At 62.4% G+C, this 22,340-nt stretch carries 29 protein-coding genes and 2 tRNA genes; 14 read left to right on the top strand and 17 right to left on the bottom strand.

From position 1 onward, the window contains the following. Nucleotides 1-272: 272 nt before the first annotated feature. Nucleotides 273-1,133 carry a DUF2182 domain-containing protein gene (locus EJ076_RS16895; RefSeq protein ID WP_126068648.1) on the bottom strand — a complete coding sequence of 287 codons (861 nt, stop codon included), beginning with the start codon at nt 1,131-1,133 and terminating at the stop codon, nt 273-275. Between the two features lie 9 nt (nt 1,134-1,142). After that, nucleotides 1,143-1,778 (bottom strand): DUF1326 domain-containing protein, encoded by a 636-nt coding sequence (locus EJ076_RS16890; protein WP_126068647.1) that lies wholly within the window; start codon nt 1,776-1,778, stop codon nt 1,143-1,145. 344 nt (nt 1,779-2,122) lie between these two features. Here EJ076_RS16890 and EJ076_RS16885 point away from each other — a divergent pair, with 344 nt between their 5' ends. Continuing rightward, nucleotides 2,123-3,307: a cystathionine beta-lyase gene (locus EJ076_RS16885; RefSeq protein ID WP_126068646.1), complete on the top strand. Its 1,185-nt coding sequence runs from the start codon at nt 2,123-2,125 to the stop codon at nt 3,305-3,307. 130 nt (nt 3,308-3,437) lie between these two features. Here the strand turns inward: EJ076_RS16885 and EJ076_RS36040 are convergent, their stop codons facing one another. Continuing rightward, complete coding sequence (locus tag EJ076_RS36040; protein WP_281039015.1) at nt 3,438-3,563, bottom strand: hypothetical protein; 126 nt, start codon at nt 3,561-3,563, stop codon at nt 3,438-3,440. Between EJ076_RS36040 and EJ076_RS16880 the strand changes: the two genes are divergently transcribed. The 4 genes from EJ076_RS16880 (at nt 3,562) to EJ076_RS16865 (ending at nt 6,391) form a co-directional block, all read left to right on the top strand. Next, nucleotides 3,562-4,650, top strand: a complete 1,089-nt coding sequence (locus EJ076_RS16880) for an HPP family protein (RefSeq protein WP_109662994.1) — start codon at nt 3,562-3,564, stop codon at nt 4,648-4,650. The two genes, EJ076_RS36040 and EJ076_RS16880, sit on opposite strands and share 2 nt — an antisense overlap. A gap of 105 nt (nt 4,651-4,755) precedes the next feature. Beyond that, nucleotides 4,756-5,430 (top strand): RNA polymerase sigma factor, encoded by a 675-nt coding sequence (locus EJ076_RS16875; RefSeq protein ID WP_126068645.1) that lies wholly within the window; start codon nt 4,756-4,758, stop codon nt 5,428-5,430. A 116-nt stretch (nt 5,431-5,546) separates the two neighbouring features. Next, on the top strand, nt 5,547-6,071 hold the full coding sequence (locus EJ076_RS16870) for a DUF4142 domain-containing protein (protein WP_126068644.1): 525 nt from the start codon (nt 5,547-5,549) through the stop codon (nt 6,069-6,071). An 11-nt stretch (nt 6,072-6,082) separates the two neighbouring features. Then, on the top strand, nt 6,083-6,391 hold the full coding sequence (locus EJ076_RS16865) for a cupredoxin family copper-binding protein (protein ID WP_126068643.1): 309 nt from the start codon (nt 6,083-6,085) through the stop codon (nt 6,389-6,391). Here the strand turns inward: EJ076_RS16865 and EJ076_RS16860 are convergent. Then, the gene (locus EJ076_RS16860) at nt 6,337-7,233 is read right to left on the bottom strand and encodes a crotonase/enoyl-CoA hydratase family protein (RefSeq protein WP_126068642.1); all 897 of its coding nucleotides are present in this window, start codon (nt 7,231-7,233) and stop codon (nt 6,337-6,339) included. The two genes, EJ076_RS16865 and EJ076_RS16860, sit on opposite strands and share 55 nt — an antisense overlap. Nucleotides 7,234-7,317: 84 nt before the next feature. Here EJ076_RS16860 and EJ076_RS16855 point away from each other — a divergent pair, with 84 nt between their 5' ends. Then, nucleotides 7,318-7,902 carry a TetR/AcrR family transcriptional regulator gene (locus EJ076_RS16855; RefSeq protein WP_109662983.1) on the top strand — a complete coding sequence of 195 codons (585 nt, stop codon included), beginning with the start codon at nt 7,318-7,320 and terminating at the stop codon, nt 7,900-7,902. A 58-nt stretch (nt 7,903-7,960) separates the two neighbouring features. Continuing rightward, on the top strand, nt 7,961-8,677 hold the full coding sequence (locus tag EJ076_RS16850; protein ID WP_126068641.1) for a hypothetical protein: 717 nt from the start codon (nt 7,961-7,963) through the stop codon (nt 8,675-8,677). Here EJ076_RS16850 and EJ076_RS16845 read toward each other — a convergent pair. From EJ076_RS16845 to EJ076_RS16835, 3 genes are all read right to left on the bottom strand, one after another. Continuing rightward, nucleotides 8,615-9,484, bottom strand: a complete 870-nt coding sequence (locus EJ076_RS16845; protein ID WP_126068640.1) for a tetratricopeptide repeat protein — start codon at nt 9,482-9,484, stop codon at nt 8,615-8,617. The two genes, EJ076_RS16850 and EJ076_RS16845, sit on opposite strands and share 63 nt — an antisense overlap. A gap of 16 nt (nt 9,485-9,500) precedes the next feature. Then, complete coding sequence (locus EJ076_RS16840) at nt 9,501-10,727, bottom strand: anion transporter (RefSeq protein WP_126068639.1); 1,227 nt, start codon at nt 10,725-10,727, stop codon at nt 9,501-9,503. Nucleotides 10,728-10,918: 191 nt separating this feature from the next. Further along, nucleotides 10,919-11,176: a glycosyltransferase gene (locus EJ076_RS16835; RefSeq protein ID WP_245463062.1), complete on the bottom strand. Its 258-nt coding sequence runs from the start codon at nt 11,174-11,176 to the stop codon at nt 10,919-10,921. Between the two features lie 197 nt (nt 11,177-11,373). Between EJ076_RS16835 and EJ076_RS16830 the strand changes: the two genes are divergently transcribed. Together EJ076_RS16830 and EJ076_RS36035 are read left to right on the top strand one after the other, a co-directional pair. Continuing rightward, a complete protein-coding gene (locus tag EJ076_RS16830; RefSeq protein WP_126068638.1) occupies nt 11,374-12,150 on the top strand; it encodes a glycosyltransferase family 25 protein in 777 nt (258 codons plus the stop codon). Between the two features lie 355 nt (nt 12,151-12,505). Continuing rightward, a complete protein-coding gene (locus tag EJ076_RS36035; protein ID WP_126068637.1) occupies nt 12,506-12,889 on the top strand; it encodes a CatB-related O-acetyltransferase in 384 nt (127 codons plus the stop codon). A gap of 105 nt (nt 12,890-12,994) precedes the next feature. Here the strand turns inward: EJ076_RS36035 and EJ076_RS16820 are convergent, their stop codons facing one another. The 5 genes from EJ076_RS16820 to EJ076_RS16800 all read right to left on the bottom strand — a co-directional run bounded on the left by EJ076_RS16820 (nt 12,995) and on the right by EJ076_RS16800 (nt 16,190). Beyond that, the gene (locus EJ076_RS16820; protein WP_245463061.1) at nt 12,995-14,002 is read right to left on the bottom strand and encodes a glycosyltransferase; all 1,008 of its coding nucleotides are present in this window, start codon (nt 14,000-14,002) and stop codon (nt 12,995-12,997) included. 253 nt (nt 14,003-14,255) lie between these two features. Then, complete coding sequence (locus EJ076_RS16815; RefSeq protein ID WP_126068636.1) at nt 14,256-15,044, bottom strand: GGDEF domain-containing protein; 789 nt, start codon at nt 15,042-15,044, stop codon at nt 14,256-14,258. A gap of 297 nt (nt 15,045-15,341) precedes the next feature. Then, nucleotides 15,342-15,563, bottom strand: coding sequence for a hypothetical protein (locus tag EJ076_RS16810; protein ID WP_109662969.1), 222 nt, complete (start codon nt 15,561-15,563; stop codon nt 15,342-15,344). Between the two features lie 197 nt (nt 15,564-15,760). Continuing rightward, nucleotides 15,761-15,837: transfer RNA gene (locus EJ076_RS16805), tRNA-Arg, on the bottom strand. 47 nt (nt 15,838-15,884) lie between these two features. After that, on the bottom strand, nt 15,885-16,190 hold the full coding sequence (locus tag EJ076_RS16800) for an ETC complex I subunit (RefSeq protein WP_109662967.1): 306 nt from the start codon (nt 16,188-16,190) through the stop codon (nt 15,885-15,887). Between the two features lie 124 nt (nt 16,191-16,314). Between EJ076_RS16800 and EJ076_RS16795 the strand changes: the two genes are divergently transcribed. Together EJ076_RS16795 and EJ076_RS36030 are read left to right on the top strand one after the other, a co-directional pair. After that, nucleotides 16,315-16,391 (top strand) — tRNA-Pro (locus EJ076_RS16795). Between the two features lie 31 nt (nt 16,392-16,422). Continuing rightward, the gene (locus EJ076_RS36030; RefSeq protein ID WP_281039003.1) at nt 16,423-16,551 is read left to right on the top strand and encodes a hypothetical protein; all 129 of its coding nucleotides are present in this window, start codon (nt 16,423-16,425) and stop codon (nt 16,549-16,551) included. Between the two features lie 21 nt (nt 16,552-16,572). Here the strand turns inward: EJ076_RS36030 and hdaA are convergent, their stop codons facing one another. Genes hdaA through EJ076_RS16780 form a run of 3 tightly spaced genes read right to left on the bottom strand, consistent with a single transcriptional unit; the run spans nt 16,573 to nt 19,010 of the window. Then, nucleotides 16,573-17,277: a DnaA regulatory inactivator HdaA gene (gene hdaA / locus EJ076_RS16790; protein ID WP_109662965.1), complete on the bottom strand. Its 705-nt coding sequence runs from the start codon at nt 17,275-17,277 to the stop codon at nt 16,573-16,575. 1 nt (nt 17,278) lies between these two features. Beyond that, a complete protein-coding gene (locus EJ076_RS16785; protein WP_109662963.1) occupies nt 17,279-18,481 on the bottom strand; it encodes an AI-2E family transporter in 1,203 nt (400 codons plus the stop codon). Continuing rightward, nucleotides 18,453-19,010, bottom strand: coding sequence for a CDP-alcohol phosphatidyltransferase family protein (locus EJ076_RS16780; RefSeq protein WP_126068635.1), 558 nt, complete (start codon nt 19,008-19,010; stop codon nt 18,453-18,455). Before EJ076_RS16780 ends, EJ076_RS16785 begins: the two co-directional genes overlap by 29 nt. A gap of 200 nt (nt 19,011-19,210) precedes the next feature. On the opposite strand from EJ076_RS16780, the gene purM reads away from it, so the two are divergent. Genes purM through EJ076_RS16765 form a run of 3 tightly spaced genes read left to right on the top strand, consistent with a single transcriptional unit; the run spans nt 19,211 to nt 21,570 of the window. Continuing rightward, complete coding sequence (gene purM, locus EJ076_RS16775; RefSeq protein ID WP_126068634.1) at nt 19,211-20,335, top strand: phosphoribosylformylglycinamidine cyclo-ligase; 1,125 nt, start codon at nt 19,211-19,213, stop codon at nt 20,333-20,335. After that, nucleotides 20,332-21,045 carry a phosphoribosylglycinamide formyltransferase gene (gene purN, locus EJ076_RS16770; protein WP_126068633.1) on the top strand — a complete coding sequence of 238 codons (714 nt, stop codon included), beginning with the start codon at nt 20,332-20,334 and terminating at the stop codon, nt 21,043-21,045. The genes purM and purN overlap by 4 nt, the downstream gene beginning before the upstream one ends. Nucleotides 21,046-21,060: 15 nt before the next feature. Further along, nucleotides 21,061-21,570, top strand: a complete 510-nt coding sequence (locus EJ076_RS16765; protein WP_109662956.1) for a histidine phosphatase family protein — start codon at nt 21,061-21,063, stop codon at nt 21,568-21,570. Between the two features lie 51 nt (nt 21,571-21,621). On the opposite strand, the gene EJ076_RS16760 is transcribed toward EJ076_RS16765, so the two are convergent. Both EJ076_RS16760 and EJ076_RS16755 read right to left on the bottom strand, forming a co-directional pair. Continuing rightward, entirely contained in the window at nt 21,622-21,861 is a 240-nt protein-coding gene (locus EJ076_RS16760) for a DUF680 domain-containing protein (protein ID WP_126068632.1), read from the bottom strand. Between the two features lie 234 nt (nt 21,862-22,095). Next, the gene (locus tag EJ076_RS16755) at nt 22,096-22,338 is read right to left on the bottom strand and encodes a DUF680 domain-containing protein (RefSeq protein ID WP_109662951.1); all 243 of its coding nucleotides are present in this window, start codon (nt 22,336-22,338) and stop codon (nt 22,096-22,098) included. Between the last annotated feature and the right edge of the window lie 2 nt (nt 22,339-22,340).

The raw sequence follows: 22,340 nt of genomic DNA, 5'->3' as shown, positions 1-22,340 counted from the left end.
TCAAGGGAAATGACCGAAACCGAAAGAGTTTGAAAACCGATTGCCGCAAATGCCTGATTTACAGACAAACGCGCCCGCGATTTGGTCAGTAGCGCAAATAAAGGCGGCAAAGCTCATTCAATGCCAATGCGAGGCCAATGCGGACCGCGGTAGCGAAATCCTTCCCAGGCAACATCTCGGCGTTATTGACCTCAATGCGCAATGAATTGCCATATCCAAAGACTGTCATCTGTCAGTTGCGGGCCAATACTGGCCGGAGACAAGGGCTGTTCTCAAAGGGCTCGTAAGACGAGCCAGGCGCCGATCGCAGCCATCAACGCGCCGGAGACGCGCGGGATCAACTGCCCGGTCGGGACCGTCTTCTCCAGGAGAACAAGGATGGCGATGCCGGCGATCCACAGCACGTTCATGACGCCACCGACGAACAGCAGAGCCATCAGGGCCCAGCAGCAACCCAGACAATAGGCGCCGTGATCGATGCCGAGCCGAAGCGCGCCGAGCGGAGCGGAACGGAACCCGCCATGGCTGGCCAGGAACGCGATCGGCGCCTGACATTGGCGCAGGCAGACGCCCTTCATCGGCGTCCATTGATAGAGACCAGCGGCGATCAGGACGAGGCCACCGAGGATCGCGCTGTCGGTCGCCATCGAGGGATCGAGCAAGGCGAGACGGGCGAGCAGCCATTGCGCACCGGTTGCCAGGGCGCTGAAGACGACCCAGACGGCAAGATAGCCGGCAAAAAACCATCCCGTCGAAGCGATGGGCCGGCCATCCGCGTGCGCCTTGCGGCCGACGCCGGCATAGAGCAGCAACATCGGTGCGACCGAAGGCGTCATCATGCCGACCATCATCACCGCCCACATTGTGAAGATGAAAGCGAAATCGGCCGATGACCAGGTCCGGAACCCTGGCGCCACGGTGGCGCCCATGTCCATGCCGCCCGTGTCCATGGTCGACATGTCCATTCCAGCCATGTCGCCGCCTGTGCTGCCCGGTACGGGGGAACCGGGCATGACCATGTCGGCGGTGAGCCACAGCACATAGGCCCAGGCGAGCAAGGCAATCACGAGGAGCGCGGCCGTCACGACCGCGCGATCGCGCCGCAGCACCGCCTCGAGGGCCGTGTCGCCCATTGGATCAGGTCAATGCACGATGCCGCTCTGCGTGAGATGCAGATTGGCGAAATGGCTGTGCGTATCGGCCAGCTCGAACTTGATCGGGCCCGTCGCCTTGGTCCAGCCACGCCCGACCTCGGCGATCGCGTATTCAAAGCCGTGCGGGAGGTCGATGCGCGCCTGATGCTCGGCGCCGGTGATCGGATTCTTGATCGGCTCGCCATGGCCGTCGGTTACGCCCTTGACGTGCAGCCGCCCGGTTCGCGCGTCGACGTCGACCTTGAATTCGATCGGGGCAAAGATCGGATCGTGGAATTTCTCCAGCGTGGTCGAAAAGACCTGGAATATCGTTGCACCTGGTTCGGTGTCGAGACCGCCCAATATGCGGAGCAGCGCTGCACGCTGGGCTTCGGTCGCCCGCTCGTCGATAACCACCGCGGCTTCGCCCCTGCCCTGGTGTATGGCGCCGGGCCAGCTGAAAATCCCGACGAACCGCAGTCCGTCGAGCTTGGTGTCGCCATGATGGCCGCTCTCGATTTCCATGCCAGCGACCGCCTGGCAGAATCCGTATGTCGGCATGGCGTTGAACTGGCACGGGCAGCCATAGGCGCAGTTGCAGTTGATGAATTCGCGCGCCTTCATTGTCCATTTGACGTCCGGCATGGCATTCCTCCCTTGCCGCACTCACGCTCTGTGAGCGCGATCCGGATCGTAGAGGACCAGAAGGTGAACCGGCAACAACCATCCGGCAGCATCTGATCGAAGCAATCCGGCGATTAATATTAGCAATATACCATATACCTTTCACCGCCGCCCACAATAGGCCGATCGGCGGAGACTGGCGCAGCGCCGACAATGCGCCGCGGGGGTCATGCCGCACCCCGCATCGCCGGCTTTTGCCGCGACGAATTGGCATATTCGAAGTCCATCTCCTGGCGGACGGTGGCTGTTGCACGGTCCATGACGCCGCACTATGGCTAGCGGCTTGTCAAACAAGGCGATGCAGAATGGCGAAAGACGGCAGCGAGCACTTTAGCGGCGGGATCGGTATCAACACGCGGCTCGCCCATTCGGGCAACAATCCGCATGACTATTTCGGCTTCGTCAATCCGCCGGTGGTGCATGCCTCGACCGTGCTTTTTCGTGACGCGGCTTCGATGGCGGCACGCAGCCAAAAATACACCTACGGCACGCGCGGCACACCTACGACCGATGCGCTTGCCCACGCCATAGACGCGCTGGAAGGCTCGGCCGGCACGATCCTGGTGCCGTCGGGTCTTGCAGCGGTGACCGTGCCGCTGCTCGCCTTCGTGTCGGCGGGCGACCATCTGCTGATCGTCGATACCGTCTATCATCCGACCCGCAACTTCGCCGACACGATGCTGAAGCGGCTGGGCATCGAGGTCGAGTACTACGCCCCCGATGTCGGCGCCGGCATCGCCGCGTTGATCAAGCCCAACACCAAGGTGGTGTTCACGGAATCGCCAGCCTCCAACACGTTCGAGGTGCAGGACATCCCGGCTATCGTCAAGGTGGCGCACGCCGCAGGCGCCATCGTCATGATGGACAATACCTGGGCGACGCCGCTTTATTTCCGTCCGCTCGACCATGGTGTCGACATCTCCATCCATGCGGCGACGAAGTACCCAGCCGGCCATTCCGACGTGCTGCTTGGCACGGTGTCGGCCAATGACAGCTGCTGGAAGCATCTTTACGAAAGCTTCTGCACGCTTGGCTGCTGCGCCGGGCCTGACGACGTCTACCAGGTGCTGCGCGGCCTGCGCACCATGGGCGTGCGCCTGGAGCACCATCAGCGCAGCACGCTTGCCATCGCCTCCTGGCTCGAGGGCCAGAAGGGCGTGGCGCGCGTGCTCCACCCTGCCCTTCCCAGCCATCCGGACCACGATCTGTGGAAGCGCGACTTCTCCGGCTCGAGCGGCATCTTTTCCATCGTGCTTGCCGGCGGCGGCCAGAAGCAGCAGCACGCCTTCCTCGACGCGCTGCGGATCTTCGGTCTCGGCTACTCCTGGGGCGGCTATGAGAGCCTTGCCGTGCCGGTCTGGCTCGGCGACCGCGTTGTTGCAAAAGCGCCCTATGAGGGCCCGTTGATCCGCCTGCAGATCGGCCTCGAGGATGTCGACGACCTGAAAGCCGACATTTCGCGCGGCCTGACCGCCGCGGCGGCTGCCTGAACGATTAGGCACTCGCCAAACTGATTCAACAGACCATCGCAAGCACCTCGAAAGACTGGTGAAATACGCGCACCGCGATACGCAACCCTTGATGCCGTCGCGATGGATGCAGCCATAACATAGCGGAATTCTATTCCCAGAAACCGTGGCTTGGCGGATCAATTTGGCTTTCAAATTCCACGAGGTCGCGCCATTGCGGTGCGATCATCTCGGTTTCGATTTCCCCCTGGAATACCGGCAGAGTTTTCGACGTCATGGCTTTCCGCCTTTTTGTTCCTATTCTTGCCGGCGCGACGCTGCGCGAGCGCATCATCGCCTGCATCGGCGCGACGATCGGCATTGCATTGACCGGCGTGATCGGCGGTCTGGTGCTCGGCAACGGCCCGCACGTGCCGCTGCTGGTGGCGCCGATGGGAGCATCGGCGGTGCTGCTGTTCGCGGTGCCGGCCAGTCCGCTGGCGCAGCCATGGTCGATCATCGGTGGCAACACGATGTCGGCACTGGTCGGCGTGATCGTGGCGCATTTCATCCACGAAACCGCCCTTGCCACCGGCATCGCGGTGGCGCTGGCCATCGCCGCCATGTCGTTCACGCGCTGCCTGCACCCGCCGGGCGGGGCGGCCGCCCTGACCGCGGTGCTGGGAGGGCCTGCCGTCATCAGCGCCGGCTTCCTGTTTCCATTCGTGCCGGTGGCGCTGAACTCGATCCTGCTGGTGGCGCTCGGCTATGGCTTCCACAGACTGGCCCGGCGCAATTATCCGCATGTGCCGGTCGCAGCACCGGCGAACAGCCACGGCACCGTCGATCCGCCGGCACAGTCGCGCGTCGGCTTTCGGTCCGAAGACATCGATGCAGCACTTGGCGCACTCGACGAGACGTTCGATATCGATCGCAACGATCTCGACCGACTGCTGCGGCAAGTCGAATTGCAGGCGATGGTGCGCTCGCACAAGACCCTTCTGTGCGAGGACATCATGTCGCGTGATGTGATCTCGGTCGACGCGCACACCTCGGCCGACGCGGCGCGCCAATTGCTGCTTGACCACAACATCCGCACCTTGCCGGTCGTCAACGCCGAGGCAAGGCTGGCAGGCACCGTGGGATTGCGGGAACTGACCCTGGCCTCCGGCACGGTTGGATCCGTGATAACGCCCGCAGCGACAGCCGCCGCCGGTTTCACCGCCATGGGTCTGCTGCCCGTGCTCACCGACGGCCGCAGCCATGCGGTGATCATCGTCGACGACGACAAGCGGATTCTCGGGCTGATTACCCAGACCGATCTCCTGGCGGCCACCGCGCGCCTGCAGGCTGCTGACAGACCCTCACCGGGCGCGGTAGGGTAGCTGCCGCCGGACCCGGCGAAAAATCTTCGGGAACCTTTTGCCGGCAACGGCGTCCAATCTCTCAGTCGGGGTTCCGGTTCGGAGATTGGGTTGAGGAAACTGGCCATGCCTGCTGTCTTGACGGCCGTGCCTTCTGGTGAGTCAGGCGACATGCATCTCGTGCGGCGGGCGCTGGCGCGCGACGGCGATGCCTTCCGCACCATCATCAAGACACACAATCAGCGGCTCTACCGGATCGCGCGCGGCGTCGTGCGCAATGACAGCGAAGCCGAGGACATCGTCCAGGAGGCTTATGTCAGGGCCTTCGCCCATCTCGATGCGTTTCGCGGCGACTCCTCGCTCGCCACATGGCTGTCGCGCATCGTCATCAACGAGGCGCTCGGCCGCCTGCGCAAAAGGCGCAGAACGGTGGCACTGCCGGAAAATCCGCAAGCCGAGATCATCCAGTTCCCTCTCAACCCCAGCGACGATCCGGAGCGGACGATGGCGCAACGGCAGATCCTCCAACTGGTCGAACGGGCCACCGACAGCCTTCCCGATGTCTACCGGACGGTGTTCGTGGCGCGGGTGATCGAGGGGCTGAGCATCGAAGAGACCGCCGATCTTCTCGGCGTGCGGCCACAAACCGTCAAGACAAGGCTGCACCGTGCCCGCGTTTTGGTGCGCAAGGCACTGGACGACCAGATCGGACCGGTGCTGCTCGATGCCTTCCCCTTCGCCGGCCGACGTTGCGAAAGGCTGACCAGCACCGTCTTGCGGCGGCTCGGGCTGGAAAGCTGACCCTCACCGGATTCAGTTGATTTTGGCGGGAACGTTTGCCGCTGACCAGCATCCAATGACCGTCAACCGAGAAACACTGTCCGGGGCGATTTCAGCGTCCGGACGAAGGAGATGCCATGTCTATCCGACACACTGCTGCCCTTGCCGCCCTGCTGCTGCTCGGCACTGCCCCGTTCGCACAAGCCGCCGACAAGCCGACCGATCCGCAGATCGCCCACATTGCCTACACGGCCGGAGTCATCGATGTTGAAGCGGCCAAGCTGGCGATCGAGAAATCGAAGACCAAGGAAGTCGTGGATTTCGCCAAAGACATGATTCGCGATCATGAAGCCGTGAATGTGCAGGCGCTCGACCTGGTGAAGAAACTCAAGGTCACGCCGGAAGACAACGCCACCAGCCAGGCGTTGAGCAAGGCGGCCGCCGAGGAGAGGGCCAAGCTCGCCAAGCTCGACGGTGCTGCCTTCGACAAGGCCTATGTCGACAACGAGGTCGCCTATCACAAGCAGGTCAACGGCGCGCTCGAAACCCTTTTGATCCCGTCGGCGCAGAATGCCGAGCTGAAGAGCCTGCTGGAAACCGGCCTGAAGATTTTCCAGGGCCATGAGCAGCACGCCGAACATGTCGCCGGCATGCTGAAGTAAGGACCGGGAGCATGCAGAAACGCCATCTGTGGATTGCGTTGACGCTGGCCGCCGGTCTCGTTCCGGCGCGAGCTGAGACCATCCAGGTCACCATCGACAGGCTGGTGTTCTCGCCAGCCACCGTCGAGGCGAAGGTCGGCGACACGATCGAGTGGGTGAACAAGGATGTGTTCGCCCACACGGCCACCGTGAAAGGTAGCTGGGAGGTGATGATCCCGCCGAAGAAATCCGCAAGCTTGACATTGAAGACCGCGGGACCGGTCGACTATTTCTGCCGCTTCCACCCCAACATGAAAGGCCGTTTGGTGGTGGCGCCCTGATCCAGCGCCAACGAGGCCCGCCTGGCCTCATCAGGGCGCGCGATATGCGTCCACGACCCGTCATAGCGGGGCTCGCGGCGTGCGATCCAGGCATCCAGCCCTTCGCGCAGATCGCCGGTCGGGGCCATGCGGGCGAACTGTTCGGCCTCGACCAGCAGGCCTTCGGCGATGCTCTGGTTGAGGCCGCGCGCCACCGCCGTGAGGATGCTGGCGATCGCCAGATCGGAGTGCCGCAGGATACGCCTGGCCAGGCCGATTGCGGCCGGCATCAAATCGCCATGCGGCACCACCTGGTTGACGAGGCCAAGGTCAAGGGCGCGCTGCGGCGGAAACCAGTCGCCGGTCAAAAGCAGTTCGAGCGCCCGCTTGCGCCCGGCCAGCCTGGGCAAGCGCTGCGTTCCGCCAAAGGTCGGCGGCATCGCAAGGTTGATTTCCGGCTTGGCGAACAAAGCGCGTTCGCTGGCAATGGCCAGCGGCACGGCCTCGGTGATTTCGCAGCCGCCGCCAAAAGCAATGCCGTTGACGGCGGCGATGACGGGTTTGCGGAAGGCCTCCAGCCTTGCCGTCAGCCGCTGCCCGCGCATGACGAAGTCCCGCATCGCGACATCGACGCCAAGCGCCACACTGGCCGCGAACTCGGGGATGTCGCCGCCCGCCGAAAACGCCCGCTCCCCTGCTCCGGTAAGAATGACCGCCCGAACACCGTCGTCGACTTCAATGTCGTCGAGGATCGCAAGCAGGCGATCGATCAGGGCATAGTTCAGTGCGTTGAGTTTCTCCGGCCGATTGAGGGTGAGGATGGCAATCCCATCCCTGGTCTCGCCTAGGACAAGATCGGTCATTTGGTTTCCTTTCCAGCATGCGTTGACCGGAAAGGATCAGGTTTTCGATTGCTTGTATATTCACTAGTCGGTATACTAGACGACATGCCTGAAGCATCCAGCCCTACCCGCAAACGCATCGTCGATGCCGCGACGAAGCTCTTCTATGCCGAAGGGATTGGCCGCGTCAGCGTCGATGCCATCGCCGAAAAAGCCGGGCTGACCAAGCGGACGCTGTACTATCACTTCAAGAGCAAGGACGATCTGATCGCTGCCTATCTCGATGCCCGCGACCAGCCCAATCTGAAGCAGATGGCCGGCTGGTTCGATGCCGCTGAAGGTGGTGCCGACCGCAAGGTCGAAGCGATTTTCACCAATCTGGCGCGTGTCGCCCGCCATCCCAAATGGAAGGGATGCGGGTTTCTGCGCACGGCCGCGGAGCTTGCCTCGATGCCTGGACACCCGGCTGTCAAGGCCGGATCGCGGCACAAGACAAATTTCGAAAAATGGCTCGCCGCCGAACTGTCTGCCCGCGGCGTCACCGCGCCGCATATGCTGGCGCGCGAGATCGTGCTGCTCATGGACGGCGCCTTCTCGAGCATGCTGATCCACCACAACCCCGACTATATCGGGGCGGCAGGGCACGCCGCGGCGACGCTTGTGCGGGCGCGATCGCAGAACAAGGACTGACTTGCCGTGGCTTGGAACGCAGCCGGCAAGCGTGGTATCGCAATGCCAGGAGGCGGTGATGCGTATCATCTTCCGATGTGATCCAATGTTGGTCGAGCATTTGCCCCGCCCGATCCCGGCGCGTGGCGCTCTGCCGGATTGGCTGCGCGCCATGCCCGCCACCGCCTATTCGGCGATCCACGGCCGCGACATTCGCACGCTCAAGCAGTGCCCACCCGTTGTCGATGCGATGACCTACGGTTTCATGGTCCTGCTGCCGTGCGACGTCGTCGTCGACAAAGGCACCTTTTCCTGGGACTGGCAGATTCCAGACCCGGTTACACAGAACCACCCCAGAGCGCCATTGAGCTTCCACACGCCGGGGCAGCTCGCCGGCAGCCCGTTTGCTACGCCCGGTCAAGCCGCCCTCAAATTCAACAGCTTCTGGACCATCGAGGTCGAGGACGGCTGGTCGCTGTTCGCGATGCATCCGGTCAATCGCGAGGATCTTCCCTTCAGGCTGGTGACGGGCCTGGTGGATTCCGACCGGTTCAGCGATGGCGGCATCAATTTCCCGGCGATCTGGACGGAGCCTGGGTTCTCCGGCGTGCTCGGGAAAGGAACCCCGGTCGCGCAGTGCTTTGCGGTTCCGCGGGCCGCGCCGCAGCTGGAATATGAGGTGTTCGACGAGACGCGGCAGGCCGCCTATGCGCAGACGGTCGCGGATGTCCTGTCAACGCCGGGTGTCTACCGCAAACGGTTTCGCGCCCGGCGGGCGCGCTCCACCAGCGAGTGAGCGACGCAGCGCTTCCTCATCAAGCCACAGCCGACCACTCGGTGCCGATGTAAGTGCCATGGCGATGACGCCGAACGTGGATGGGCGCAGACGGTAGGCCGTTGAATACGCCAGCATTGCTTCATCGAGATCACCAGTTTCCTGCAAGACGACGCCCAGATTGACGGCAGCCTCCGGGGAATCCGGGCTCATCTCCAGCACGCGTCGATAGGCCTGGGCGGCGTCGCCGAACTTGCGCATGTCCTGACGCACCAACCCGAGATCAAACCAGGCAGCCGGATGCCCGCCGCCGGCGACGGCGCGTTCGAGCAAGCCCTCTGCCTCAACAGACGCACCGCGTTGCCAGGCAAGGCGCCCGAGGCGCGCCGCAGCTTCCTCGGATTTCGGATCCCGCTGCAAGACAAGTGTCCAACATTCGCGCGCGGCCAAAGCATTGCCTGCCTGATCGAGGGTACGTGCCCGCTCGATCAGTATTTCCGCCTGTGACGACAGCTTTGCCGCACGATCCAGCGGTTGCAATGCTGCTTCGAACCGGCCGTCGGCCCGGGCAATCCTGCACGCGAGAATCAAGGCGGGCACGTTGTCCGGACGAGCTGCCAGACTCGTCTCGATGCGCGTGCGAGCCCCCGACCAGTCCCCCCTGGCGAACAGGATCGCCGCCAGAAGATGGCAAAACGCCGGATCGTCCGGGTGTTGCGTTAAGCCCAACTCGCACAGCCGCATTGCCTGGCCGTGATTGCCGGAATTGAAAGCGACCACCGCCCGGCGGATCAGATCGGCGCTTTCGCCTTGATTGGTGTTCACCATTGCTTTGCCGCTCCCTCTAGAACCCGAAGGCCAGCCATGCGGTGCCGGCCGCCAGCGTTATCAGCGTCAGCGGCAAGCCGACCTTGAAGAAAGCGCCGAATGACAGCTGCGTACCGGCGGCCCGTGCCTGTTCGGCGACGATCAGATTGGCGACCGAACCCAGCAGCGTGAAATTGCCGGCCAGCGTCGAACTCATGGCGACGACCAGCCAGGCCCGCTCGGGGTTTTCGAGGCCGGGTATGAAAGGCCGGAGCGCCAGCACGGCCGGGACATTGCTCATGATGTTGGAGAGCACCGCGGTGAAGCCGGACAGCCGCCAGACATCGTCCAGCCCGAGGTTCTTTGCCGAGGCGATCATGTCGGGCGTGAGAAGTGTCTTTTCAGCGCCGGCGACGACCACGAACAGACCGGCGAACATGAACAGCAGCGGACCGTCGATCTCGCGGTAGATGCGTTCCGGCTTGATGGCGCGGGTGAGCAAGAGGATGGCACCGCCGATGAGCGCGGCCTTGGCGACGGGCACGCCGGCGAAGAAGGCGATTGCCAGTCCGATGCAGACCACCACCGCCTTCAGCACCTGCCCCTTATGCATGCGGCCACGCGAGACCTCAGGCGTCAGTTGGACCGTGCGGGCGAATTCGGCCCGGTAGACGACGCGGATGATGACAACGACCGCGACGAGGCCGAACAAGGCGACCGGAGCGAGCGCTGCCGAAAAGGCCGGATAGGAAATGCCCGACAGCGCGCCGATGACCATGTTTTGCGGATTGCCGGTGATGGTGGCGACGCTGCCGCAATTCGACGCGGTGGCGGTGGCGATCAGATAGGGGATCGGGTTGCGCTTGATGACACGGGTGACGTGGACCACGATCGGCGCCATGACAAGGCAGATGGCGTCGTTGACCAGGAAGGCCGACAGCACGCCGGTCAGCAGCGTCACCATCACCAGAAGCATGAAGGGCGCGTGCGCGTGCTCGATGGCGATGGCGCCAAGGCCGCGAAAGGCGCCTGACACTTTCAGATGCGCCACCACGATCATCATGCCGAGCAGAAGCGTGATGGTGTCGAAATTGATCGCCCGGTAGGCATCCTCCATGCTGAGCGCGCCGATGGCGATCATCGCGGCGCCGCCGAGCAGTGCGATCCCTGCCCGGTCGAGGCGCAGGCCCGGGATGCGGCCAATGGCGACACCGGCGTAAGTCAGGACCAGGATCAGCAGTGCCGCCGCGCCCATCAATGTCATCGGTAAAAGAGTCCTGCTCGGTCTGTGGCGCGCCGTTGCCCGTCCGCCCCAATGGTTCGTTTGCATACCAGCTTTAGCGCGATGTCGGGATCGATAACAAACAGGCCGGCTTGTTGCGCCGAGAGTGTTCGCTCGGCCCAGGGGATGATGTGCCGCTAACGCAGATAGAAATCCAGGCGCTGTCGAAACGCCTACGAGGAAAACAGCTGCTCAACGGTCCGCCGCGCCTCGCGGCCGACCGTCGCCCGCAGCCCCGGATCGGCTTTAAGGTCGGTGAGTATCCGCGCCGCTTGTTGTGTCGTCTCAAACAGAAAACCGTTTTCGCCATGCCTGATATGGTCGGCGTAGCCGCCATGCGAATGACAGACCACAGGCAAACCACAGGCCATCGCTTCGAACACCACCCGGCCGAACGTCTCAACGTGCGAGCCGGTGCGATAGTACGTCAAGCGTCTGCGGAAAAGGTGTCTATGGCTCCACTTGCCAATGGAATCTGGCAACGCTACAGGTCAGTTTGAGGACACTATCTACAGCAAAAAATTCTTCGTCGAATGGACAGAGGAAGTTGGAACTGCCAGGATAACCCTGAAGCAAGTGTTCCAAAGAAGTAACTATAATCGGTACATAGCCTTTGGGGGGAGGCATCATGAAATGCATGGTCATCAACCTCGATCGGTCTCCGGACCGACTTGCCCATGTCACAGCTGAATTCGCGAAGATTGGTGTTTCGTTCGATCGGGTTCCTGCCGTTGATGCGTTGCACCGAAGGGATTTTGCCGAAACTTCACCGAGTTTAACCGCCACGGAAGTGGCCTGCCTTATGAGCCACAAGGTTTGCTGGAAAATCATCGCGGATGGTGATGATGCCTTTGGCGCGATCTTCGAAGATGACGTCCTGCTGTGTGAAGCGGCTGGCCCAATGCTTTCCGATGATGGATGGGTTCCGGCCGATGCCGATGTCGTCAAGCTGGAGACGTACCTAAGGAAGACCGTCATCGCGATGAAGCGCACTTCCGTCAGCCGTGGGTTTTCGCTGGCTAGGCTATATGGATTCCACATCGGATCGGCCGGTTACATCGTTTCGAAGCGAGCGGCGCGCGATCTGATCACCCGAAATCTCGATGCGCCCGCTGATCACGTTATCTTCGATCCGTCGCTTCCGACGTCGTCAAGCAAAACCGTGTACCAACTCTTGCCCGCGCTGTGTGTGCAAAATGATCTTGTACGCGAGAAGGCCTCCGGGTTGACCAGCCTCCTTAGTGAGGAGCGGCTGGTGAAATCCGCTTCAAATCATGCTCCAAAGAGGAGCCCGGTCGAAAAGCTCGTGGTCGAAACGAGGCGCATAGCTCGGCAGATTTTCGATATCTGCCGCCTCAGGCGTGAGAAGACTATCTCCTTTATCCGGTCGATACCTGGTATCTGATGTCCATCCCTGCCCACCGAGGACTGTCACGAGGTAGATGAAATCGCCTTCTGGCCCAGCAGCATTTCTCCCACCGTGGGGGATTCGAGTTAGGTGAGTGCTTGTTGAGCGTGCGAAAGACTCGTTGCACCAAATCCATATGGAAAAGACTGTGGGACTTTTTCGAGGACTGCGTGTGAAACTGGGGCTGCGAAAGCCGATATGGCCTTGGCCCGGAATTTCGATTGGGCGCCATTCGTACGGAATAAATGAGAACTCTATTGATGGATACCGTGCGGAGGACAACCCGCTGACGGTTGGCTCCTTCTGTTCCGTCGCTCAAGGTGTTCTGTTCCTTTGCAGGGCGACCCATCGGATGGATCTGGTGTCGACGCGTCAGATCGCCTTGGCCATCGCCAAGATCGAAGGCATTGACGGCCTCGGCACCAGGGGGCCGATTGTGGTCGGCCATGACGTATGGATAGGGGCGCGAGCAATAATCATGTCCGGTGTGACCGTCGGAAACGGTGCCGTTATCGGAGCCGGAAGCGTCGTGACCAAGGATGTACCGCCCTACGCTATCGTCGCCGGAAGCCCCGCCAGAATCATCAGGTATCGTTTCTCTCCCGATGTCGTTGATCGCATTCAAGCCTCCGAGTGGTGGACTTGGAGCGATGAAAGAATTCGCGACCAGATCAAGCTTTTGACAATGAGCGGCGAGGATTTCGCCGCCAGCTTTGACGCCAACATTTCCAAGTGATGACATCGTCGCTCCGCCTGAGCCGAACGTCTGTCGGAAGTACGCTCCCACAATCGACACCGGCGCGGTTCCCGGTATTCGGAAACGATCGAGCGTGAGATGCAGCTATTTCAGATAAAAATCCAGCCGCTGCCGCAGTGCCTGCGGCGAAAACAGCTGCTCGACGGTTTGCCGTGCCTTGAGGCCGACCGTCGCTCGCAACGCCGGGTCGGCTTTGAGATCGGCCAGGATCCGCGCCGCCTGTTGTGTCGTCTCGAACAGAAAACCGTTTTCGCCATGCCTGATATGGTCGGCGTAGCCGCCATGCGAATGACAGACCACAGGCAAACCACAGGCCATCGCTTCGAACACCACCCGGCCGAACGTCTCCACATGCGAACCGGTGCGATAGTAGAACACATCGAGCGTCGGCAGGAACTGTTCGGCCACCAATTGACCCTGTGGCAGTAGTTCGAGTTGCGAATGCGGCTTGACCCTGCCTTTGAGCACCGTGCCGCCCTGAATCCGTAGCGCGACGCCACCCGCCAGCAATGTTTCGTAGAGCGGCACATCGTCCGCATGATGTTTGTCCGTGGTGTCGCGGCTCAACCGTCCCAGCGTGAAGGGACGACCCGACTTGGCCGGTTGTGGTAAAAAGCGTCCGATATCGATCGGCGACGGATGCACGACGCCATCAACCCGCAGCATGCGTTTTTGAAAATCGGAAATCAGCACCAGTTCGGGTTCCGGCCAGTTCAGCATGCGGGGCATGCGCGCCGTCAGCGCCATGACTTTCGGGTGGAAGGTATTGAAGACGTAGATCAGCCGGCGCGGCCGCGGGATCAGGTAAGGCCACATTTTGTTGCGCCAATGCGCGCCGAGAAAGACGTAGGTACCGCCATCCGGCACATCCCACTTTGGCAGTGAGATGCGGCGTATCGGGAAATGCCGCATCAATTCGCCGGATACCCTGGAGGAGGTTGCCCAAAGACGCACCTCGGAATCGGCACTTAACAGCCGGTGCAGTTCGAGAGTTTCAAGGTCGCTGCCACCGAAGGGATTCTGAAAGCCGTTGAACAAATGGATCATAATTGCTGCGCTTGCCTGACCGCCCCGCCATATGTTCGCCAGCATCAAGAAATCATGACCGCACCGTCGGCCGGAACGCTCAAAAACTCTGGAACCAAGAACGTTTCTAACGACGACGATACATCGCCGACACAGGGGGAGTATACCGGTAAGAGGTTACAGTCCATGACCTATGGAACCGGCATGCCATCCGTAAAGATAGATTCCCTGCATGTAGTTGTGAGTATTTGAAAGCGTCGAGGGAGCGATCTGCCTCGGGTTCGAGAGCTTCTCGACCTGTCATCGGCAAGTTCTGTCGTCAATGCACCGTGGCGACGCTGGGCGGAGGCACCGGAGCAGCGCCCGCCGGATCGAAGCTGACTTGATCGCGTCCGTTCGACTTGGCCGTGTAGAGCCTTCTGTCGGCGGCGGAGAAGATTTCCTCATAGGTGGTCGGGCCGGTAAAGCTCGTGCCACCGATGCTGACGGAAAGCGGGCAAGGTCTGCCGCCGGGCGAAAAGTCCATCTCCCTGATGCGCCGGCGGATGCTTTCGGCAACCACCCAGGATTGCGAGGGATCCACGCCGGGCAGAAACACGCCGAATTCTTCGCCGCCGATGCGGCCGACAATATCGCCGCCACGCAGTTGCCCTTTGATCGCCTGCGCGATCAGCTTGAGCGCCTGATCGCCGCAGTCATGGCCCAGGCGGTCGTTGATCAACTTGAAGTGGTCGGCGTCGATGATCAACAGTGCCCCCGAACGGGGCTGCTCCTGCTTGCGGGTCTCTTCGAGATAGGCTTCGACCAGCATCGAGAAGGCACCACGGTTCAGCACCGCCGTCAGGCTGTCGGTCGCGGCAATGACGCTGAGGTCGCGCTGGGCGATGGCCAGCTGGCGAATCTTCCACATGAGGAAAAACAGGAACGAGCCGCCCAGCCCCAAAGGCAGCATCAGATCGGTCATCTGCGCCCGCCACACGGCCTCGGGCGAAAGATAGGGGAAATTGAAGGAATCGACGAAGAATGCCACGGCAATGAAGAATGCCGTACCGGCTACCGTGACAGCGATCACCCTGCCCCAGCTCGTCGGCGACAGATCGAGCTTCATCGCGTTCAACTCCGTTAGCCGCCGCTACTATGACGAACCAACGCAAACAAATTGATAAGACTTTCCCTCCAATTCAATATCGGGTCGATATCGGGCGGCATAGCGCCGAGCGCGGGGCACCGGAGTTCAGTGGCTTTGCGGCAGGGCAAGCCGCTGTTGGCCGCCCGCGACAGATGCTTGCGCGCGCGGACGCCGCAGGACGGCCGCCGAGAAAGGCGGCCATCCTGATTCCCGGCTTGAGGGTTTGGACCAAGCTGCTGGCAGAGCAAGCGGCGCTCGAAGCCAGACCGCCCGCCGTCAGTTGAGTGTTGGTTTACCCAGCGCGTCGACGACAAAGGATGCAGCGATCAGGTCGTCGGCATCAAGGCGCAGCGAGCCTTCGCCGCCTCCCATGATGGAAGCCACTTTCTGAAAGGCCTTCATTTCGTATTCGGTGATCCGGGCGTCCAGCATCCTGGCCTTGAGATCGGCGATGCGCCGATCCAGGGCCGAAGATATTCCTATTTCTCGGTTCGACATTGCAACACTCCTCCCCACCCATGTTTGCCTCCCACCGATCCGCTTTTTGTATGAGGCTTTGCGAATACAGGCGCCGAAACGCGCCGTGCGCGGGAAAGGTTCCGAAAAGGCTGAGTCACGAAATAATACGACAGCGCCGGCGGCTGCGCGATCCACGTCAATCCGACTCTCATCACACACTAACCACATGAAATTATTGGCGATCCCGACAGGATTCGAACCTGTGACCATCGGCTTAGAAGGCCGGTGCTCTATCCAGCTGAGCTACGGGACCGCTGGCCGGCCGTTGGGCCGGCTGGATATTTTTGCGCTGGCCGCCGTTCAATGCGTCCAGGGCGTCCTGCGGTCATAGCGGAAATTCTCCGCATAGGAAATCTGGCGGCGCTTGGTCTCTTTCGGCTCCTCGACGCGGTAGGCGAGCGCTTCCTTTTCGGCGTAGGCCACCGCCTCTTCCCTGGTGTCGAAGGTGAGCCTGATCTGGCTTCTCATGTCGCCCGACGTGGTGTAGCCCATCAGCGGGTCGATCTTCTTGCGCATCTCGGGGTCGAATTCCAGCACCCAGTGGCCGGTCTTGGCCTTGCCGGACTGCATAGCGGTTTTGGCTGGGCTGAAAATGCGCGCGGACATGGCCACCTCGTTATTGTGCAAGGCAGCATCGCCACCCTTCGCCCGTCATTACTGCGCAATGCACGCGGCGGCAAGGTTTTTGCACTTGCCATGCAACGCCGAAATGAATAGGCAACAGACCGTTCGGAGTGTAGCGCAGCCTGGTAGCGCATCTGGTTTGGGACCAGAGGGTCGGGAGTTCGAATCTCTCCACTCCGACCATCCTCTCCCGGAAACACGGTATCGATAGCCATTGGCACGGTCGCATGGTCACCTTGCGCCGTTTCCGCTCGTCGGCCTTGCCGAGGTCGCCGCCGGCTATATCGCCGCCCACTCAGCCGTCTACCTGGTGGTCCGCCATTTTGCCAGAATGTGGCTGTGAGATCAGCTCTCAGGACCCAGGCTAAATCTCGAATTCGCCCTGCCCTTCATCCATGGCGTTGACGGTTTCGGCGGCGAGCGTGCGCGTGATCGGCGTCTTGCGCTCGAGCGCGGTGCGGTCCAGCCTTTCCACCACGCGCATGGCCGTCGCCAGCGAGCGCTCGATGCGGCGCACGAGATACTGCACGACATGCGGCTCGACCTCGACCTGTCGGTCGGCAAACAGCTTGGTGATGACGCCGGCGAGCAGGAGATCGTCGGGCTCATGGATCTCGACTGTCGCCGCCGCCTTCAGCCGCGAGGCTAGATCAGGCAGCCTGACGCCCCAGGCCGATGGGAAGCGGCGCGCCGTCAGGAGCAGTGTGGAGCCGGCACCCCGCACCGCATTGATCAGATGGAACAGGCCTTGTTCGTCAACCGTCCCGGTATCGACATCGTCGATCAGCGCCGGCCGGGCGCCGAGATTGGCGATGCTGTCGCCAATGTGCCTGGCATCGACCGCCACCGCGCTGGCGCGCGCGCGCCAGATGGAGGCCAGATGTGTCTTGCCGGAGCCGGCGGGACCGGCCAGCACCACCACCGGTGAAGGCCAGTCCGGCCAGCGGTCGACCAAGGCCACAGCCTGATTGTTGGTGCCCGAGACGACGAGGTCGTCGCGCGAATAGCCGGTGCCATGGCCGAGATCGAGCGGCAACTGGCGCGGCGGGTCGGTTGGCTGGGCAGTCACTTCAGCGACGCGGTTGCGTGCGGTGGCCGCCGCCGCGATCGGCCGGAAGCTGCGACGCAGGTGCCGCGCCGTGGCCCTTGTAGAGCGGCGATTCGAGATAGCGGGCTATGGCAAACCGCACCAGCACGGCAACGGCGGCGGAAGCCGGCACTGCGATCAACAAGCCGACGAAGCCGAACAGCGCACCGAAGGCAAACAGCGAAAACATCAGCCATACTGGGTGCAGGCCGACGCTCTTGCCGACCAGCCGCGGCTGCAGGATGTTGCCCTCGATGAACTGACCGATGAAGAACACGACGGCGACGGCAACGATCATGGTCCAGTCCGGCCAGAACTGGACGAAGGCGACGCCGACGGCCAGCACCAGCCCGGTCAGCGAGCCGACATAGGGAATGAAGGAAATCAGCCCGGCGAACAGGCCGATGAGGATGCCGAAATTCAGCCCGGTCAGCGTCAGCCCGGTGGCATAAATTGCGCCCAGCACCAGGCACAGCGTGCCCTGGCCGCGCACGAAGCCGGCTGTGGCTGTGTTGATGTCCTTGGCGATGCCGCGCACCGTCGCGACGTTGTCACGCGGCACCCAGCTGTCGATGACCGCCACCATGCGGTCCCAGTCGAGCAGCATGTAGAAGGCAACCACCGGCGTCACCACGAACAGGCTGACCACCGAGACCAGTGCCACGCCGGAGCTCCACAGCGAGGTGAAGACGGTGGTGACGAGGCCGAAACCGGAGGTCAGCAGCGAATTCAGGCCGTCGCGCAGGCCATTGGCGTTGACGCCGAATTTCTGCTCCAGCCATTTCGGGTCGAACGACGTGATCAGGCTCTGCAACCGGGTCAGATATTCCGGCAATTTTCCGGCGAAATCGGCCATTTGCGTGGCCAGAACCGGAATGAGGATAACGAAGGCCAGCACCAGCACGATGAGGAAGGTGATGAGGATGACGACCGTCGCCATGAAACGGGACAGGCCGAGCCGCTGCAGCCGGTCGGCGACGGGATCGAGGAAATAGGCGAGCACCATGCCGGCGACGAAGGGCAACAGGATGGCGCTGAAGACATAGAGAAAAAGCGCCAGGATGACCGCGCTGGCCAGCCAGAAGAAGATCTGGCGGCGGAAGGCGGCGGACGCGGCAATGTCGACGGCCGCAGCCTCGATCGCTGCCGCTTCTGTCTCAGATGTCCGGAGTGGAGCCTTCGCCATAGCCGCTCATATGCCTCAGCCAAGCCACGAGATAGGCCGCGGCCGAAGCCACGGTCAAGACCCCGGACAGCAATATGAGGGCTGGCCTCAGCGGGTCGAGGTGAACGACAAGGGCGAGTTCGCCCAGCACAACCGCGGCCAGCACGATCTGGATCGCGGTGTTGGCCTTCGACACGAACAGCGGTTTCATCTCGACCGGATGGGCCATGACGGTGGACAGCACAACAGCGCAGACGATCAACGCGTCGCGCGACACCATGGTGACGACCAGCCAGAGCGGCAATTGCCCGATGAAACCCATGACCACGAACACCGAAACCAGCAGCAGCTTGTCGGCCATCGGGTCGAGATAGGCGCCGAGCCTGGACTGCTGGTTGAAACGGCGGGCGATGAACCCGTCGACGCCATCGGAGATACCGGCGATGAGGAAGCCGGCAAAGGCCCAGTCCCAGCGCGCCTGCAGCATTGCCAGCACCACCGCCGGCACCAGAAGAAGGCGCAGGATGGTGATCAGATTGGGGATGGTCAAGGCGATGTCCCGTCGCTTTGTTTTGTTCATAGATGATGGAGATGGCGGGTGGGTGCAAGGGACAGACTGACAATCGGAACCTGGCCGTTGCGCATTTGCTGTCCACGATTTTGTCATGCCGAAACGCCGCTGGGCCGCCGTTATCCTTGCGGACCGAAACCGTTCATGCGAAGAGCCCGCAAACGAGCAGGAAAATTGCGATGAGCAAGCGCGACACAAGCCAGCCCAAAACGGGCCAGCCCAAAACCGGCCAACCCAAAACCGGCAAGCGCAAGAACGGGCTCACCTATGCCGAGGCCGGCGTCGATATCGATGCGGGCAATCTCATGGTCGAGAAGATCAAGCCGCTGGTGCGCGCGACGCGCCGGCCGGGCGCCGATGGCGAAATCGGCGGGTTCGGGGGCCTGTTCGACCTCAAGGCGGCCGGCTTCACCGATCCGGTGCTGGTCGCGGCCAATGACGGCGTCGGCACCAAGCTGAAGATCGCCATCGATGCCGGCAAGCACGATACGATCGGCATCGATCTCGTCGCCATGTGCGTCAACGACATCGTCGTGCAAGGTGCTGAACCACTGTTCTTCCTCGACTATTTCGCCACCGGCAAGCTCGATCCAGACCAAGGTGCCGCGATCGTCGGCGGCATTGCCGAAGGCTGCCGGCAAGCCGGCTGCGCGCTGATCGGCGGCGAGACGGCCGAGATGCCCGGCATGTATCACGGCAACGACTATGACCTTGCCGGCTTTGCCGTGGGCGCTGCCGAACGCGGCCAATTGCTGCCCACCGACGACATTGTCGAAGGCGATGTGCTGCTGGGCCTGGCTTCCTCGGGCCTGCATTCGAACGGATATTCGCTGGTGCGCCGCATCGTCGCCGTCAGCGGCCTGGCGTGGAGCGATCCGGCGCCGTTCAACGACGAGGCCACGCTTGCCGAGGCGCTGCTCGAGCCGACCCGCATCTACGTCAAGTCGATCCTCAAGGCTATCCGCAACACGCATGGCATCAAGGCGCTTGCCCACATCACCGGCGGCGGCTTCCCGGAAAACATTCCGCGCGTGCTGCCCAAGGATTTTTCGGCCGAACTCGACCTCGAGGCGATCGACGTCCCTCCCGTGTTCTCGTGGCTGGCCAAGACCGGCGGCGTGGCGCCGGAAGAGATGATGCGCACCTTCAATTGCGGCATCGGCATGATTTTGGCGGTCGCGTCCGGCCAGGCAGCGCAGGTCGCGGCCGTGCTGCAGGAGGCCGGCGAGACGGTGACGCCGATCGGCCGCATCGTGCCGCGCCGTGATGCCGGCGTCATCTATCGGGGCTCGATCGGCCTATGAGCGCGCAGAGGAAACGCACCGTTGTCCTGATCTCGGGGCGCGGCTCCAACATGACAGCGCTGATCGCGGCGGCCAGCGACCCGGCCTTCCCGGCCGAGATCGTCGGCGTCATTTCCGACAAGGCCGATGCCGCCGGCCTCGGTATCGCCAGGGCGCGCGGCATCGCCACACAGGTTATCTCGCGTGCCGACCATGGCAGCAAGCAGGCGCATGACGCCGCCATCGACGCAGCGCTCGCGGCCTTCAATGCCGAGATCGTGGCGCTGGCCGGCTACATGCGTATCCTCACCCCCGGCTTTGTCCAGAAATGGCAGGGCCGCATGATCAACATCCATCCTGCCCTGCTGCCGGCTTTCAAGGGGCTCGACACCCATGCGCGCGCACTGGCCGCCGGCATGCGCATCCATGGCTGCACCGTGCATTTCGTCACTTCCGAGATGGATGACGGGCCAATCATCGCCCAGGCGGCGGTGCCGGTGATGGTCGGCGACAATGCGGATACATTGGCGGCCCGCGTGCTGAAGACCGAACACCGGCTCTATCCGCTGGCGCTGGGCCTGGTCGCCGAAGGCAAGGCGCGCATGGAGGCCGGCCGCACCGTGCTTGCCCACTTTGCCGACGATGCCGACAACAGCACCTCGGTGGTGATGGCCCCCGACCCACTGCGTGAGGAAGCCGACCTCGAGCATCTGGCGCGCATCACGCCGTGAGTCGAGAGCGTGACGATGAAACAGCTTCTCCTGCTTCGCCACGCCAAATCGAGCTGGGACGACCCTGATCTCGATGATTTCGACCGCCCGCTGGCCGAGCGCGGACTGAAAGCAGCCCAATTGATGGGCCGTGAGCTTGCGGCGCGCAACTGGCTGCCGGAGCTAGCGCTGGTGTCGCCGGCGCTGCGCACCCGCGACACCTGGCGGCTGGTGGCAGCGGAACTGTCCGTCCGCCCTCGGGTCGAACTCGCCAAAGCGCTCTACGATGCTTCAGCGGCGGATATTCTGAGCCAGATTCGTAAAACAGACGGGTCGAGCGGATGCCTGGTCGTGATCGGCCACAATCCGGGCCTGGAGGATTTGGCCAGACAGCTTGCCGGACCAGAGTCGGAGGCCAAGGCGCGCAAGAAGCTCGATGAAAAATTCCCGACTGCTGCCCTTGCGCGCTTCGTCTTCGAGGGCGACTGGTCCGGCCTGTCCTCCGCCCGGCTGACACATTGTCTGCGGCCAAAGGATCTGGGCTAGAAATCTGGTGTCGAGCGGGCGCGGCGGGTCAGACCCGCGGCGCCCGAGACATCAGTTGCCCCAGATGCCCTGGCCGGGTTCCGGCCAATCGGTGGTGGTCTTCGTCTTGGTACCGGCAGCCTTGTGCTCAGCCATAGTCGTGTTCTTGACCGCCCCGGTGACGGCATGATCGACGCCGGCAACCGGGGCAGCCGGCTGGTTGGTACTGGTGGAGTTGTAGTGGTCGCTGCCGGCAAAAGCGCTGCCCGTGGCAACGAGAATGGCGGCGGCGATAAGAGAAATCCTGTTCATTTTCAAGTCTCCTGGTTCTTTCCGTCAGGCGGCGTCTTGGGAGGACGGTTCCGCTAAGGACAAGACCCTGGGCAGTCCGGTTTTATTCCTGGATGTGGAATGTTTTTTTGCCGACTGCAGGATTGGCGCCTTGAGCCGAAGCCGCTGGCCGGTGCCTATTCCTCCGCGCAAAAAACAAGAGCGGTGGGCCAAGCCCACCGCTCTTTGTAGTCAAGTAATCAAGGCCTGCGTTGTTCAGTGGCCCCAGATGCCCTGGCCAGACTGAGCCGGCACCTTGGCATTAGCGTCGCCCTGTGCCTTTTCGGACTTCACGATCGAGCCGGTGTGCGAGGTGTCGATGTTGGAAAGCGACTGGCTCGAAGCCGACTGGTTGGCAACCGGCTGGTTGGCATTGTAAGAGCCATAGTTGTCGCTGCCGGCAAAAGCAGTGCCCGTGGCAACGAGGATAGCGGCGGCGGTAAGAGCGATCTTGGTCATTT

The sequence above is a fragment of the Mesorhizobium sp. M7D.F.Ca.US.005.01.1.1 genome, from assembly GCF_003952545.1.
GTDB classification, from domain to species: Bacteria; Pseudomonadota; Alphaproteobacteria; order Rhizobiales; family Rhizobiaceae; genus Mesorhizobium; species Mesorhizobium loti.
The sequence above is the reverse complement of the archived record's forward strand: the minus strand, read 5'-3'. Positions and strand labels throughout refer to the sequence as shown.

Coding starts and splice junctions, on each gene's coding strand:
- EJ076_RS16895 (WP_126068648.1), bottom strand. CDS start 1,133: ATGGGCGACACGGCCCTCGAGGCGGTGCTGCGGCGCGATCGCGCGGTC.
- EJ076_RS16890 (WP_126068647.1), bottom strand. CDS start 1,778: ATGCCGGACGTCAAATGGACAATGAAGGCGCGCGAATTCATCAACTGC.
- EJ076_RS16885 (WP_126068646.1), top strand. CDS start 2,123: ATGGCGAAAGACGGCAGCGAGCACTTTAGCGGCGGGATCGGTATCAAC.
- EJ076_RS16880 (WP_109662994.1), top strand. CDS start 3,562: ATGGCTTTCCGCCTTTTTGTTCCTATTCTTGCCGGCGCGACGCTGCGC.
- EJ076_RS36040 (WP_281039015.1), bottom strand. CDS start 3,563: ATGACGTCGAAAACTCTGCCGGTATTCCAGGGGGAAATCGAAACCGAG.
- EJ076_RS16875 (WP_126068645.1), top strand. CDS start 4,756: ATGCCTGCTGTCTTGACGGCCGTGCCTTCTGGTGAGTCAGGCGACATG.
- EJ076_RS16870 (WP_126068644.1), top strand. CDS start 5,547: ATGTCTATCCGACACACTGCTGCCCTTGCCGCCCTGCTGCTGCTCGGC.
- EJ076_RS16865 (WP_126068643.1), top strand. CDS start 6,083: ATGCAGAAACGCCATCTGTGGATTGCGTTGACGCTGGCCGCCGGTCTC.
- EJ076_RS16860 (WP_126068642.1), bottom strand. CDS start 7,233: ATGACCGATCTTGTCCTAGGCGAGACCAGGGATGGGATTGCCATCCTC.
- EJ076_RS16855 (WP_109662983.1), top strand. CDS start 7,318: ATGCCTGAAGCATCCAGCCCTACCCGCAAACGCATCGTCGATGCCGCG.
- EJ076_RS16850 (WP_126068641.1), top strand. CDS start 7,961: ATGCGTATCATCTTCCGATGTGATCCAATGTTGGTCGAGCATTTGCCC.
- EJ076_RS16845 (WP_126068640.1), bottom strand. CDS start 9,484: ATGGTGAACACCAATCAAGGCGAAAGCGCCGATCTGATCCGCCGGGCG.
- EJ076_RS16840 (WP_126068639.1), bottom strand. CDS start 10,727: ATGACATTGATGGGCGCGGCGGCACTGCTGATCCTGGTCCTGACTTAC.
- EJ076_RS16830 (WP_126068638.1), top strand. CDS start 11,374: ATGAAATGCATGGTCATCAACCTCGATCGGTCTCCGGACCGACTTGCC.
- EJ076_RS36035 (WP_126068637.1), top strand. CDS start 12,506: ATGGATCTGGTGTCGACGCGTCAGATCGCCTTGGCCATCGCCAAGATC.
- EJ076_RS16820 (WP_245463061.1), bottom strand. CDS start 14,002: ATGCTGGCGAACATATGGCGGGGCGGTCAGGCAAGCGCAGCAATTATG.
- EJ076_RS16815 (WP_126068636.1), bottom strand. CDS start 15,044: ATGAAGCTCGATCTGTCGCCGACGAGCTGGGGCAGGGTGATCGCTGTC.
- EJ076_RS16810 (WP_109662969.1), bottom strand. CDS start 15,563: ATGTCGAACCGAGAAATAGGAATATCTTCGGCCCTGGATCGGCGCATC.
- EJ076_RS16800 (WP_109662967.1), bottom strand. CDS start 16,190: ATGTCCGCGCGCATTTTCAGCCCAGCCAAAACCGCTATGCAGTCCGGC.
- EJ076_RS16785 (WP_109662963.1), bottom strand. CDS start 18,481: ATGGCGAAGGCTCCACTCCGGACATCTGAGACAGAAGCGGCAGCGATC.
- purM (WP_126068634.1), top strand. CDS start 19,211: ATGAGCAAGCGCGACACAAGCCAGCCCAAAACGGGCCAGCCCAAAACC.
- purN (WP_126068633.1), top strand. CDS start 20,332: ATGAGCGCGCAGAGGAAACGCACCGTTGTCCTGATCTCGGGGCGCGGC.
- EJ076_RS16765 (WP_109662956.1), top strand. CDS start 21,061: ATGAAACAGCTTCTCCTGCTTCGCCACGCCAAATCGAGCTGGGACGAC.
- EJ076_RS16760 (WP_126068632.1), bottom strand. CDS start 21,861: ATGAACAGGATTTCTCTTATCGCCGCCGCCATTCTCGTTGCCACGGGC.
- EJ076_RS16755 (WP_109662951.1), bottom strand. CDS start 22,338: ATGACCAAGATCGCTCTTACCGCCGCCGCTATCCTCGTTGCCACGGGC.